Below are 13898 nucleotides of genomic sequence, written 5' to 3'. Positions count from 1 at the left end.
CCGTGACATCTGATGGCAGCTTCATGATGCGGCGGGAGGCCTTGCAAAGGGTTCCTCCTGCGCTCTTGGCCGATATCGTCACGTCGGCCTGTGATATCGCCCTGGTGGTCTCACCGGATGGCGTGGTCAATCTTGTTCTGGCCAATCCCCAGCTTGGCCCGACCGAACGGTTTGCACAATGGCAGGGGCAACGCCTCTCCGATCTGTTCAGTCCGGAAAGCTTCGAGAAGCTGCAGCGCCGCCTGGAAGCCGAGCTTGATCAGAACCGCGCGCTGGTGCTCGAACTCACCCATCTGTGCGAGGCGATCCAGTTTCCGATCCGCTATACGCTCACCCACACCGGCGCCGAGGGCACGATCCTGATGATCGGGCGCGACATGCGGCCGATCGCCGAGGTGCAGCAGCAACTGGTGAAGGCGCAACTCGCGCTCGAGCGCGATTACGAGGCGCAGCGCGAACTCGAAACTCGCTACCGCGTGCTGCTGGAGGCCAATCCGGCGCCGCTTCTCATCGTCTCGCTCGCCAATGGCCGGATTGTCGATCTGAACGGCGCGGCAACGGCGCTGATCGGCGCGACGCGCGCCGAGCTTCTGGGCGCGCCCGCTTCCAATGAGCTTGAAGGCCGTCGGCGCGGCGAGTTTCTTGAGGCGCTGGCGAAAGTTGCCGGAAATGACCCGCTCGGCTCGCTCGATCTCACGATCCGCCGCTCAAAGCGCAAGGTTGCGGTGTCGGCCACACTGTTCCGTGCCGCAGGGGACCGGCTCCTGCTCTGTCGGCTCGGGCTTTCGGAGGTGGCGCGTCCGCGCGGTGACGACGTTGGCGATTTGTCGGAGCGGCTTTTTCTCAAGGGCATCGACGCGATGGTCTTTCTGGAGGCCGATGGCACGATCCGCGCCGCGAACGATGCGTTCCTCTATCTCACCGATGCGGGCTCGGCGGCACTGGTGCGGGGGCGCTCCTTTGCCGATTTCCTCTCGCGCGGCTCGATCGACCTCAATGTGATGCTCGACAATGTCAAGCGCATCGGCCATCTGCGCCATTACGTGACGCGGCTGAACACCGATTTCTCGGGCCAGGTCGCGGTCGAGCTTTCGGCCACGCTCTTCTCCGAACGCGCCAATCCGACTATCGCGCTCGTTATCCGCGATTCGAACCTTGCCGATGCCACGCGCATCCTGCCCGGTGCGGCCGGCAATGAAGGCTTGCGGAACGTGATGCAGATGGTGGGCTATGCGACGCTGCGCGACATCGTCGCCGAAACCACCGAGATCATCGAAAAGATGTGTATCGAGACGGCGCTCGAACTCACCGGCAACAACCGTGTGGCCGCCGCCGAACTCCTCAGCCTGTCGCGCCAGTCGCTTTATGTGAAGCTGCGCAAGTTCGGGCTGTTGAGCAAGGAAATCGACTGAGCCGCATCCGGGGCCGCTCCCGAGTCGCAAACCGTCCCGCGCGACGGGGAGCAAAGCCACGGGAAAAGCCCGCGTGGCTGATTCATCTTTTGCCAATCCGGCTAGACGCTTTGTCGCAGTTCGCGCCTCTTGAATTCTGGTGCACAGTGTCAGGACCGGCTTGAATCGCCTCTCAACGCACTGCGCCACCCCGTCGCAGGCGGGCGTAATGCCCTTAGCCATCAGAGAAAAACATTTCTGTTACAATAGGTTGAGGCTTGCGCCGGGGGGCATTCAAAAAGGTGCGGCAATTTTCTGCATTTGACCTGTGCCAATTAATATGGTTGGGATTGTTGTCAACTGAGGTTTACACCTACGCCCTGGAGGGTCAGCCATGCGCATCCTTTTCGTCCACCCCAATTACCACTCCGGCGGGGCCGAGATCGCGGGGAACTGGCCCCCGGCTTGGGTCGCCTATCTGGCCGGTCACCTGAAAGAAGCGGGGTTCGACGACGTTCATTTCATCGACGCGATGACGCTGAACGTGCCGCATGACGAGCTGAAAAAGCGCATCGCCGCGCTGCAGCCGGACATCGTCGGCGTCACTTCGATCACCCCCTCGATCTACGAGGCGGAAGAAACGCTGAAAATCGCCAAGGAAGCGGCGCCGCATACAGTCGGCCTGCTCGGCGGCGTGCACGCCACCTTCATGTTCCGTCAGGTGCTGTCGGAAGCGCCGTGGATCGACGCGATCGTGCGCGGCGAAGGCGAAGAGATCATGGTCGAGGTGGCGAAATGCGTCGCCGAGGGCCGCTGGCCGGAAGACCGCAAGTCGATCAAGGGCCTTGCCTTCCATGAAGGCGACGAGATCGTTGCGACGCAAGCCGCGCCGACGGTGAAAGACATCGACAGCCTGAAACCAGACTGGTCGATGATCGAGTGGAAACACTACATCTACATCCCGCTCGGCGTGAAAGTTGCGATCCCGAACATGGCGCGCGGCTGCCCCTTCACCTGCTCGTTCTGCTCGCAATGGAAATTCTGGCGCGACTATCGCGTCCGCTCGCCCAAAGCGGTGGTCGACGAGATCGAGGATCTGGTGGAAAACCACGGCGTCGGCTTCTTCATCCTCGCCGACGAGGAACCGACGATCAACAAGAAGAAATTCGTCGAATTCTGTCAGGAGATGATCGACCGCGGGCTGAACCACAAGATCAAGTGGGGCATCAACACCCGCGTGACCGACATCTACCGCGATCGCGATCTGCTCAAGTTCTACCGTGAAGCGGGCCTTGTGCACATCTCGCTCGGCACCGAGGCGGCCGCCCAGCTCAAGCTCGACATGTTCAACAAGGAGACCACGGTCGCCGAGAACAAAGAGGCGATCCGCCTTCTGCGCGAGGCCGACATCTTCACCGAGGCGCAATTCATCGTCGGTCTCGACAACGAGACCAAGGAGACGCTGGAAGAAACCTACCAGATGGCGTGGGACTGGCAGCCGGACCTTGCCAACTGGTCGATGTATACGCCCTGGCCGTTCACGCCGCTGTTCCAGGAACTGCGCGATCAGGTCGAGGTCTTCGACTTCTCGAAATACAACTTCGTGACGCCGATCATGAAGCCCAAGGCGCTGACCCGGGGCGAGCTGCTCGATGGCGTGATGAACAACTACCGCCGCTTCTACATCAAGAAGGCGCTCTTCCACTATCCGTGGCGCGGCACGGGCTTCCGCCGCCGTTACCTGCTTGGCTGCCTCAAGGCCTTCCTCAAGGCCGGTGTGGGCCGCACCTTCTATGACCTCGGCAAGGCTGGCTATTGGGGCCCGCAGTCGAAAGAGAAGGTGGATTGGCATTTCGACGATACCCGCCAGATCGCCGATGCGCAGGTGGCCGACTGGGAAGCCGCGGCCGAGCGCTCGCGCAAGCACAAGGAACGCCAGGAGGCGGTGCGCGCGCAGATGAAAGAGCGCGCGACCGAACGCAACAGCGCCAACTTCGTGCTGCCGGAAGGCGCCGAGGACGAATTCGACCTCTCGCCCGAAACGCATGAAGCGCGCTCTGCCGAGCACGCCGGGGAAACCACCGCGCCGATGGCCTGCGGGGGCGGCAAGACGCAGATGGTCGACGCCGCGGAATAACGAAAAGGAGGGCGTGCCATGGTCGGGGCGCCACATGAGACGCAGGATGAGCCCCGGATCGGGCCCAACGCAATCCTGCAAACGATCGGTGTGCTCGACCGTCATCTGGGCCGCGCCGAGCGTGATCGGATCATGAAGCTGGCCGGGGTGCCTGTCCCCCCGGCCGACAGCGGCATGCTGCCGGAGAGCCAATGTTTTGCGGTGCATCAGGCGTTGCGCGTCGATCAGGGCGAGGAAGCCGAGGGCCTTTTGTGGCTCTCGGGGCTTGCCACGGGCGACTATATCCTCGCCAACCGCATTCCCGGCTTTGCGAAAACGCTGATCAAGCTGCTGCCGCCCGCGCTTGGCGCGCGGTTGCTGGCGGGGGCAATCACCAAACACGCCTGGACCTTCGTCGGCTCCGGGCAATTCCGGGTCGAGGGGTTCAAGCCGCTCACCTTCCGTATCGACGGCAACCCCTTGCGCGCGGAAAGCGCCGATCACCCCTCCTGCCACTGGCATGCGGCGGTGTTTCAGCGCCTTTTCTCGACGCTCGTCTGGCCCGATTGCACGGTGGAGGAGATCTCCTGCGCCTCGGTCGGCCCCGGGCCTTGCCGCTTCGTCCTGAACCCGCAAGGCGGCGCGCAGTCGCAACTTGCGCCTGTCCACTCGGGGTGAGCCCCGCGCTCGCCCGCCAAACCGGTTCGATCGACCCATGAGCGCCCCAGACAGTCTGACGACCCAACGCACCCTTCCCGAGCCGCGCGCGATGCTGCGGCTGATCAAGCCCGTGACATGGTTCCCGCCGATGTGGGCTTACCTCTGCGGTGCTGTTTCCTCGGGCGTGGCGATCTGGTCGCATTGGGGGCTTGTGCTTCTGGGCATCGTGCTGGCCGGGCCGATCGTCTGCGGCATGTCGCAGGCGGCGAATGACTGGTGTGACCGGCATGTGGACGCGATCAACGAGCCGGACCGGCCAATCCCGTCGGGGCGCATTCCGGGTTATTGGGGCCTTTACATCGCGCTCGCGATGTCTGCGCTTTCGCTCGTCGTCGGCTGGCAACTCGGCACCTGGGGCTTTGGCGCCACCGTGGTCGGTGTGCTCGCGGCTTGGGCCTATTCGGTCGAGCCGGTGCGGCTCAAACGCTCGGGCTGGTGGGGGCCGGGGCTCGTCGGCATCGCCTATGAGGGGCTGCCGTGGATCACCGGCGCCGCAGTGCTGCTCGCCACCGTGGGCGCCGCGCCCACCTATCCGATCGTCGCCATGGCCACGCTTTACGCGCTTGGCGCACACGGCATCATGACGATCAACGATTTCAAGGCGATCGAGGGGGACTGCAAGCTCGGCATCCGCTCGCTGCCGGCGGTCTACGGGCCCGAAGTGGCCGCCAAGATCGCCTGCACCGTGATGGGGCTGGCGCAGGCGCTGGTCATCACCATGCTCTTCCTCTTTGGCAAGCCGTTCCATGCGGGCGCGGTTCTCGTGCTGCTTTTCGGGCAATTCTGGGCCATGTCGGTCTGGATGCGCGACCCGGAAGGCAAGGCGCCCTGGTATAACGGCACCGGCGTCGTGATGTATGTATCGGGCATGATGATCACCGCCTTCGCGATCCGGGGCATGGTGATATGACCCTTGGCTGGCTCCAGATCTTCCGGCTGGGGCTGGTGCAGCTGTGCATCGGCGCGGTGGTGGTGCTGACCACCTCCACCTTTAACCGGCTGATGGTGGTGGAGCTGGCGCTGCCCGCGCTGTTGCCGGGCCTGCTGGTCGGGCTCCATTATGCGCTGCAGATCACCCGCCCCGCTTGGGGGCTGCGCTCCGATACCAAGGGCAACCGCACCGTCTTCGTGATCGGCGGCATGGCGGTTCTGGGTCTGGGCGCCTTTCTCGGCGCCGTGGCCATTGCGGTTCTGGCGATGAGCTTTTGGGCCGGGCTCGCGGTCGCGCTGCTGGCCTATACGCTCATCGGCTTTGGCGTTGGCGCCTCGGGCACGTCGCTCCTTGCGCTGCTGGCCTCGGCCACCGAGCCGCGCCGCCGCGCCGCCGCCGCCACCATCACCTGGCTGATGATGATCTTCGGCATTGCCGCCACCGCGGGCACGGTCGGGCATCTGCTCGACCCCTATTCGGTGGAGCGGCTCCTGTGGATCGTGGGCGCCGTCACTGCGGGGGCGCTGGTGGTCACCGCGCTCGCGGTCTGGGGGATCGAACGGCAGGTGAAGCACCCCGAACCCGAAGCGCGCCCGACCTCGCTGCGCGAGGGCCTGCGCGAGGTCTGGTCCGAGCCGCAGGCGCGCGCTTTCACGTTTTTCCTCTGCCTCTCGATGACCGCCTATTTCCTGCAAGAGCTGATCCTCGAGCCTTATGCGGGCCTCGTGTTCGGGCTCACCGCGGGCGAGACGACGAAGCTCTCGGGCGTGCAGAACGGCGGCGTTTTCGTCGGCATGCTCACCGTCGGCATCGCGCTCTCGGGTCTCAAGCTCGGCACGCTGCGGGGCTGGGTGGTGGGCGGTTGCCTTGGCTCGGCGGCGGCGATCCTCGCCGTTGCCGCTGTGGGCCAGATGCCCGGCGCGCCGATCATGCCTGCCGTGGTGGGGCTTGGCTTTTTCAACGGCATCTTCGCCGTGGCGGCCATCGGCGCGATGATGTCGCTCGCCGGTGAGGGCCGCGCGGCGCGCGAAGGCACGCGGATGGGCCTTTGGGGCGCGGCGCAGGCCATCGCCGCGGGCTTTGGTGGCCTGCTTGGCGCGGGCGCGGCCGATGTGATGCGCCTGATCCTCCCCGAAGCCACAGCCTTCGGGATCGTTTTTGGAGCCGAAGCGCTCCTTTTCCTTGTCGCGGCCGGTATGGCGACCAATGTGGTCGCCTCCCGGGGCGCGGCGCATGTGCCCACTGTGATTGCGGGAGAATGATAATGGAATACGATGCTTTCGTGGTCGGGGGCGGTCCTTCGGGCTCCACGGCGGCCTGGGATCTGGCCCGGGCGGGTTACAAGGTGGCGCTTCTGGACAGGGCCGGGCGCATCAAGCCCTGTGGCGGCGCGATCCCGCCGCGGCTGATCCGCGATTTTGACATTCCCGATCATCTGCTGGTGGCGAAAATCACCTCGGCGCGGATGATCGCGCCCTCGGGGCGGTTTGTCGACATTCCGATCGAGAATGGCTTTGTCGGCATGGTCGACCGCGAGGATTATGACGAATGGCTGCGTGAGCGGGCGCGCAAGGCGGGGGCCGAACGGCTCACCGGCACCTGGCTGCGGATCGAGCGCGACACCGGCAAAACCATCGTCGTCTACCGCGACAAGGAAAGCGGCGAAGAGCGCAAGGTGGGCGCGCGCGTGGTGATTGGTGCCGATGGCGCCAATTCGCAGGTGCGCGCGGAAGTGCCCGCGAAAAAGATCCCGCTCGTCTTTGCCTATCACGAGATCATCAAGGCCCCGACCACGGTGGCGAATTATGATCCGACGCGCTGCGACGTCTATTATGACGGACGCATCAGCCCCGACTTTTATGGCTGGGTGTTCCCGCACGGGAAAACCGCCTCGATCGGCATGGGCACCGAGCTTCCCGATGTCAGCCTGAAGGATTGCACTGCGCTTTTGCGCGATATGTCCGGCCTGGCCGGGGAAGAAACGATCCGCAAGGAAGGCGCGCCGATCCCGCTGGAACCCCTTGATGTCTGGGACAATGGCAAGGATGTGGTGCTGGCGGGCGATGCGGCGGGGGTGGTTGCCCCGTCCTCGGGCGAGGGGATCTATTACGCCCATGCCGGTGGCCGCTTCGCCGCCGAGGCCGCGCTGGCTTTCCTGAAATCGGGCAAGGCCGCGGAGCTGAAACTGGCGCGCGCGCATTTCATGAAAGAGCACGCCACCGTCTTCAAGGTGCTCCGCATGATGCAGGACAAGTATTACCACACCGACGAACGGCGCGAGCGCTTTGTGAGCCTGTGCCACGATGTCGATGTGCAGCGCATGACCTTCGAGAGCTACATGAACAAGAAGCTCACCTCGTTCCAGCCGATGAAGAACTTGAAAATCGGCTTCAAGAACCTCGCCCATCTCTCGGGCCTCGTGCCGCCGCAATGGGTGTGACGGCGATGGCGCATGAGATGATCCCGGCCTGGCTCGACGGCGAGCTGACCCCGGTCGAAAAGATGGAAGTGCATCGCAAGGGGCTGCGCCACCTCGCGATTTCGGCTTTCGTGACGCGCGGCGACAAGGTGCTTTTGCAGCAGCGCGCGCTGAGCAAATACCACACGCCGGGGCTCTGGGCGAACACCTGCTGCACCCATCCCTACTGGGGCGAGGCGGCGGTGGCCTGCACCGCGCGCCGGCTCGAGCAGGAGCTGGGGCTCAAGGGGCTCGATCTGCGCCATGTCGGGCAGGTCGAATACCGCGCCGATGTGGCCGATGACATGATCGAGCATGAGGTGGTGGAGATCTTCACTGCCGAGGCGCCCGAGGGGATCGAGCCGGTGCCGAACCCCGAGGAGGTGGCCAGCACCGAATGGGTGCCGATCGAGGCGCTTGCGGCGCGCATCGCCGCTCATCCGGAGCGCTACACCCCCTGGCTCCAGATTTACATCGAGCGCCATCGCGAGATGATCTTTGCCTCTGCCGGGGTCTGAGCGACATCCCGAAGCGGCGATTAACCAAAGCTTGATCCTCCGCGCGTAGGCTATGCGTGGAGGAGTTTCGCCATGCGCCCATCTCGTCGCTACCGTCCCCGTGTGAACCCGGAAGAAGAGTTTTCGCCGTTCCTGATCTGGGGCGGTGGGGCCGCTTTCGCGGTGGCGCTCGCGGTCCTGTTCTGGCTGTTGTGGAAAAGCCAGTTCACCGCGCCGGTAGGCTATCTTTTCGATACCCCTGATCTCGGTGCGGAAGCGGGCTATTGTCTCAGCGTGGCGCAAAAGGTCGTCCCCACCGGCGCCCCGGAGGGCAGCTTTTACGACGAGGCGGCTCAGTTCTGGATCCGGCGGCTGCGCGGGCTCGACATGGACATGGGGGCGGCGATTGCGCGCGGCCGCGGCAAGCTTGCACGCGACAGTGCGGCCGTGGGGGATCGCGCGCCCGAATGGGGGCTCGCCGCGATGGAACGCTGCGCCCGGCGTGCGATCAATTACGGCGCGCATTTCCGAGCGTTCGAGTGACGTTGGGAGAATCTTGACCCGGATCAGGGCGCATGCGAGACTTCTGAACTGCATAGTTCATAGGTCTCGAGTAAAGACCACGACGCCCGGAGGAAACGTCATGAGCCGTCACACGAAACCCGCCCTGCCCATCACCCTGACGGCCCTGCTGCTCTGTGCGGCTCTGGCCGGTTGCGCCAAGCCCGTCACCCAGTGCGAAGGCGGGGTTGAAGATCTTTCGACGATGTCGAGCGTTGTGGTCGACAACCCCTGCTGACCTAGCCCGGCGGGGAGGGCCACGTGCCGGGGCTCCGGCCGTGGCCCTTTCTTCTGCCCTCAGGCAGGCGCCCTGGCGGCTGCAAAGCATCTGTAAAAGACTTTTGTTCTCCGTGATCTGGTTGTAAATTCCTCCCGGGATCGCCGGGGGAGGGGGAATGGCCCGTTCGGCACTGACCGGCACGAGGATACGCGAGCGGCGGCTGGCGCTGAAACTGCGTCAGGCGGAGCTTGCCCGCGAGGTCGGCATTTCCGCCGCCTATCTCAACCTGATCGAACACAACCGCCGTCGTGTTGGCGAGTCGCTCCTGGACCGTTTCGCAACAGCGCTCGGCGTCGTGCCCGAGGCGCTTTCTGAGGGCGCGGAAAGCGCCCTGTTCGAGGCATTGCGGGAGGCTTCGGCCGGCAGTTCCGGTGCCGAGGGGCCAGCACAGGCCGATCTGGCCGAGCTGGAACGGATCGAGGAATTCGTCGGCCGGTTTCCCGCCTGGGCGCGGGTGCTTGCGGCGCGGCAAGGCCGGGTGGCGGCGCTCGAGCGCGTGGTCGAGACCTATTCCGAACGCATGGCGCAGGATCCGTTCCTGCTCGACGGGCTGCATGAGGTGCTTTCTGCCGTGACCTCGTTGCGTTCGAGCGCCGCGATTCTCGCGGAGACGCCCGATATCGAGCCGGAGTGGCAGGCGCGCTTTCTGGCGATGATCGCGGGGGAGAGCCGTCGGCTTTCCGCGGCTGCCGAGGGGCTTGTCGCCTATCTCGACGGGATCGAAGCGGAAGAGGCCGGGCCGACGGCGCCGCAGGAACAGCTTGAGGCCTGGCTGGCCGGGCAGAGCTGGCATCTGAGCGCATTCGAACGGCCGGACCCGCCCGAGCCCGAGGAACTGATTGCCCGTGCGCCCGAACTCGCCGCCTCGGCGGCGCGCGAGCTTGCCCGGGGGTATCTTGCGCAATTGCGCGCCGATACCCGCGCGCTCCCGCTCAAGCCATTTCTGGCCGCGCTCGCAGAGCTTGGCCCCGACCCCGGGCGCCTTGCGCAACGGTTCGACCGGCCGCTGCCCGTCGTGTTTCGTCGCCTCGCCACGCTGCCCGAGGGGCTTTCCGGCGTGCCGCCTTTCGGGCTTGTGGTTTGCGATGCCTCGGGCACGCTTGTCCTGCGCCGCCCGCTGCCGGGGTTTGCCCTGCCGCGCTCGGCGGCGGGATGCCCGCTCTGGCCGCTCTACGAGGCTTTGAGCCGACCAATGCAGCCCTTGCGTGTCACGCTCGACATGGCCGGGCGGCTGCCGCAACGCTTTCTCACCTATGCCTTTGCGGCGCCCAAAACCGGCAGCAGCTTCGACGGGCCGGTGCTGATGGAGGCGATGATGCTGATCACCCCGGCCAAGGCGCAGGCCGACGGAGCCCCCGCGCGTTCGGTGGGCACCTCCTGCCGGGTCTGCCCGCGCGGTGCCTGCCCGGGGCGGCGCGAGCCCTCGTTGATGGCGCTGCGCTGAGCCTTGCCGCGTGCGTTTGAGAGCGCCGCGTTTGACAGCGCGGGGGCAAGCGTGAATAGAATGACGCGGGGGAGGCGGAGCGATGACACACAAGCAGGTGTTGCTGGTCGAGGACGAGCCGAACATCGCTGAGGCGATCCGGTTCATTCTCACGCGTGCGGGCTGGGGGGTGGCGGTCGAGCCCTCCGGGAGCCAGGCGATCGCGCGGATCTGCGAGGAGCGGCCCGCCGCAGTGATCCTCGATCTGATGCTGCCCGGGCGTTCCGGTCTTGAAATCCTGGCCGAATTGCGCGCCGATGCGGCACTTTCCGCAACGCCGGTGCTGATGCTTACCGCACGCGGTCAGGGCCGCGACCGGGAGGCGGCGACCGCCGCGGGCGCCACCGCCTTTCTTGCCAAGCCCTTCGCCAATGCCGATCTTCTCGCCGCGCTCGAAGCGATGGCGGGGGCCGAGCCCGCGACGGGGCCCGCTACCGGACCCCACCGCTGATGGCGCGCAAGGCGACGCCGCTGTTCCTTGCGCGCCGCTCGTACCGGCGCCATCGTCTCATGGATGCGGCGCGGCTCCTGCCGATCCTCGGGGTCGTGCTGATCTTCCTGCCGGGGCTCTGGCATCCGGCGGATGCGGGCCGTGCGGAAACCGCTTCCGCGTTGATCTATTTCTTCGGCACCTGGGCGGTGCTGATCGGGCTCGCCGGGGCGCTTGCCCGCGGCCTTGCCCCCGCGCTCGATGCCGAGGACGAGGCCGAGGGCAGCGTGCCCGCGACGCGCGGAGAAGCTTAGACGATGCCCTTCAACACGCTTGTCGCGGTCTCGCTCGTCTATGTGCTGTTTCTCTTTCTCGTCGCCTTCATCGCAGAACGCCGCGCCCGGCGGGGCCGCCTTCGGTTTCTCTACAGCCCCTGGGTCTATACGCTCTCGCTCTCGATCTACTGCACCGCCTGGACATTTTACGGCGCCGTGGGCTCGGCCGCACGTTCGGGGCTCGAATTCCTCACCATCTATCTCGGGCCGACGCTTGTCTTCATCGGCTGGTGGTGGGTATTGCGCAAGCTGGTGCGGATCGGGCGAACCCAGCGTGTCACCTCGATTGCGGATTTGATTTCAAGCCGTTACGGCAAGTCGAACCTGCTCGGCGTGATCGTCACGCTGATGGCGGTCGCGGCCTCCACGCCCTATATCGCGCTGCAATTGCAGTCGGTGACGCTGAGCTTTGGCGTGTTTGCCGCCGATACGCCGCAGTTCTGGGAACTCCCGAACCAGTCCGCCGCGGCGCTCTGGATCGCGGGCGGGCTCGCGCTCTTCACCATCCTCTTCGGCACCCGCAACCTTGATGCGAACGAGCGGCATCACGGCGTTGTCACCGCGGTGGCGCTGGAAGCGATCGTCAAGCTCGTGGCGCTGGTCGCGGTGGGTATCTGGGTGGTCTGGGGGCTGGCCGATGGCGTGGGCGACATGCTCGCTCGGATCGATGCCTCCACGCTCGCCACCTGGCAACTGGAGCCGGGTCGCTTTGCCGGGTTCACCTTCGTATCCGCCGCCGCAGTGCTCACCCTGCCGCGGATGTTTCAGGTTCTGGTGGTGGAAAACACCGACGAGCGCCACCTCGTCACCGCAAGCTGGGCCTTCCCGGCCTATCTGCTGCTGATGAGCCTCTTCGTCGTGCCGATTGCGGTGGTGGGCCTCGAGCGCGCGGCGCCGGGCGCGAACCCCGACCTCTTCGTGCTCACGCTGCCGCTCTCCGAGGGCTGGGGGCGGCTCGCGCTTCTGGCCTTTCTCGGCGGCTTCTCCTCCGCGACCTCGATGGTGATCGTCGCGGCGATCGCGCTCTCGACCATGGTCTCGAACCATATCGTCACGCCGCTCTGGCTCGCGCTCTCGCGCGGCCCGGCCGAACGCGGTGACGTGCGCGGCCTCGTGCTCACGAGCCGGCGCCTCTCCATCGCCGCGGTGCTGGCGATGGGCTATGGCTATTACCGGCTTTCGGGCGGCTCCGAGGCGCTGGCCTCGATCGGCTTCATCGCCTTCATCGGTGCCGCACAGGTGTTGCCCGCGCTGATCGGTGGCATCTTCTGGCGCGGCGCCACCCATACCGGCGCCGCGGCGGGCCTCATCATCGGATTCGCGATCTGGCTCTATGCGCTCTTTTTGCCCTCGGTTGGCGAGACCGGGCTCATGTCGGCACATATGATGGACGAGGGCCCGTTCGGTCTTGGCTGGCTGAGGCCGCAGGCGCTGTTCGGGATCGAGGGGCTCGACCCGCTGATCCATGCGCTGGTCTGGAGCCTGATGCTCAACACCTTGGCATTCCTGATCCTTTCCATGCTCTCCTTCCCCGGCCCGGTGGAGCGGCTGCAAGGTGTGGCCTTTGTCAATGTGTTCGAGGGGCGTTCGGGCGCGCGCGGCTGGTCGCGCGGGCAGGCGGAAGCGGAGGATCTGCTGTCGATGGCGCAGCGCATCCTCGGCGCGCAGGAGGCGCAGCTCTTCTTTCAGGCGCAGGCGGCGGGGCAGGGGATACGCGGCTTCCTGCCCGACCCCACGCCCGATTTTCTCGCCGCATTGGAGCGCAAGCTCGCAGGCTCGGTTGGCGCCGCCACGGCCCATGCGATGATCTCGCAACTCATCGGCGGTGCGGCGGTCAGCGTGCAGGATCTGATCGCGGTGGCGAACGAGGCGCAGGAGATCAAGGAATATTCCGCCCAGCTTGAGGCGCAATCGGATGAGCTGGCCCGCACCGCCCGCGCGCTGCGCGCTGCGAACGAAAAGCTCACCTCGCTCTCGGTGCAGAAGGACGCGTTCCTCGGCCAGATCAGCCACGAGCTGCGCACGCCGATGACCTCGATCCGCGCCTTCTCCGAGATCCTGATGGAGCCCGATCTGCCCGAGCCTGTCCGCGCCCAATATGCTGAAATCATTCACGAAGAGGCGCGCAGGCTCACCCGGCTCCTCGATGATCTGATCGACCTTGCCGTGCTCGAGAACCGCAAGGTCGACCTCAATATCTCCGTCGCGAACCTGCATGACCTGATCAACCGCGCCGCCCATGCCGCCTCTTCCACCCGGCCCGAGCGCGCGTTCCGCTTCGAGCGCGATTTTCCGACCGAACATATGGCGGTGTTCACCGATACCGACCGGCTGGTGCAGGTGTTCATCAACCTGATCGCGAATGCGCGAAAGTACTGTGATGCCGAGGCGGCGGTGCTGCGCATCGAGGTGAAGCGGCGCAAGAACCGGGTGCAGATCGACTTCATCGACAATGGTGCGGGCATCCCGAAGGCGCAGCAGGGGCTGATTTTCGAGAAATTCGCGCGGCTCACCGATACGTCGAAAGCGGGCGGGGCCGGGCTCGGCCTCGCGATCTGCCGCGAGATCATGGCAAACCTTGGCGGTACGATCGACTATCTGCCGGGGCAGGGGGGCGCGGCTTTCCGCATCGTCCTGCCGCTCCGCCGGCGCGGCGACGAGCCGGGCCGGGCCGGCTGAACAACTGAAAAGTGTGA

At 65.7% G+C, this 13898-nt stretch carries 13 protein-coding genes; all 13 read left to right on the top strand.

Annotated elements, in window-relative coordinates; translation table 11 throughout:
- The first annotated feature begins 2 nt into the window (after positions 1-2).
- On the top strand, positions 3-1412 hold the full coding sequence (gene ppsR, locus CRO22_RS00430) for a transcriptional regulator PpsR (protein WP_245860838.1): 1410 nt from the start codon (positions 3-5) through the stop codon (positions 1410-1412).
- 373 nt (positions 1413-1785) lie between these two features.
- On the top strand, positions 1786-3528 hold the full coding sequence (bchE, locus tag CRO22_RS00425; RefSeq protein WP_097068145.1) for a magnesium-protoporphyrin IX monomethyl ester anaerobic oxidative cyclase: 1743 nt from the start codon (positions 1786-1788) through the stop codon (positions 3526-3528).
- Positions 3529-3546: 18 nt separating this feature from the next.
- A complete protein-coding gene (bchJ, locus tag CRO22_RS00420) occupies positions 3547-4185 on the top strand; it encodes a bacteriochlorophyll 4-vinyl reductase (RefSeq protein ID WP_097068144.1) in 639 nt (212 codons plus the stop codon).
- A gap of 37 nt (positions 4186-4222) precedes the next feature.
- The gene (gene chlG / locus CRO22_RS00415) at positions 4223-5137 is read left to right on the top strand and encodes a chlorophyll synthase ChlG (RefSeq protein WP_097068143.1); all 915 of its coding nucleotides are present in this window, start codon (positions 4223-4225) and stop codon (positions 5135-5137) included.
- Positions 5134-6420 carry a BCD family MFS transporter gene (locus CRO22_RS00410; protein WP_097068142.1) on the top strand — a complete coding sequence of 429 codons (1287 nt, stop codon included), beginning with the start codon at positions 5134-5136 and terminating at the stop codon, positions 6418-6420. Before chlG ends, CRO22_RS00410 begins: the two co-directional genes overlap by 4 nt.
- A gap of 2 nt (positions 6421-6422) precedes the next feature.
- Complete coding sequence (locus CRO22_RS00405; protein ID WP_097068141.1) at positions 6423-7598, top strand: geranylgeranyl diphosphate reductase; 1176 nt, start codon at positions 6423-6425, stop codon at positions 7596-7598.
- 5 nt (positions 7599-7603) lie between these two features.
- Positions 7604-8134 (top strand): isopentenyl-diphosphate Delta-isomerase, encoded by a 531-nt coding sequence (gene idi / locus CRO22_RS00400; protein ID WP_245860837.1) that lies wholly within the window; start codon positions 7604-7606, stop codon positions 8132-8134.
- Between the two features lie 72 nt (positions 8135-8206).
- A complete protein-coding gene (locus CRO22_RS00395) occupies positions 8207-8656 on the top strand; it encodes a hypothetical protein (protein ID WP_097068139.1) in 450 nt (149 codons plus the stop codon).
- A 100-nt stretch (positions 8657-8756) separates the two neighbouring features.
- Positions 8757-8912 (top strand): hypothetical protein, encoded by a 156-nt coding sequence (locus CRO22_RS18765; RefSeq protein ID WP_176518502.1) that lies wholly within the window; start codon positions 8757-8759, stop codon positions 8910-8912.
- Positions 8913-9069: 157 nt separating this feature from the next.
- Positions 9070-10398, top strand: coding sequence for a helix-turn-helix transcriptional regulator (locus CRO22_RS00390; protein ID WP_097068138.1), 1329 nt, complete (start codon positions 9070-9072; stop codon positions 10396-10398).
- A gap of 82 nt (positions 10399-10480) precedes the next feature.
- Positions 10481-10888 carry a response regulator transcription factor gene (locus CRO22_RS00385; protein WP_097068137.1) on the top strand — a complete coding sequence of 136 codons (408 nt, stop codon included), beginning with the start codon at positions 10481-10483 and terminating at the stop codon, positions 10886-10888.
- Positions 10888-11181 carry a hypothetical protein gene (locus tag CRO22_RS00380; RefSeq protein ID WP_097068136.1) on the top strand — a complete coding sequence of 98 codons (294 nt, stop codon included), beginning with the start codon at positions 10888-10890 and terminating at the stop codon, positions 11179-11181. The genes CRO22_RS00385 and CRO22_RS00380 overlap by 1 nt, the downstream gene beginning before the upstream one ends.
- A 3-nt stretch (positions 11182-11184) precedes the next feature.
- Positions 11185-13881: a sensor histidine kinase gene (locus CRO22_RS00375; RefSeq protein ID WP_097068135.1), complete on the top strand. Its 2697-nt coding sequence runs from the start codon at positions 11185-11187 to the stop codon at positions 13879-13881.
- Positions 13882-13898 lie beyond the last annotated feature (17 nt).

This window comes from Rhodobacter maris, from assembly GCF_900217815.1.
GTDB lineage: Bacteria > Pseudomonadota > Alphaproteobacteria > Rhodobacterales > Rhodobacteraceae > Rhodobacter > Rhodobacter maris.
This window is presented reverse-complemented; position numbering and strand designations above follow the sequence as displayed.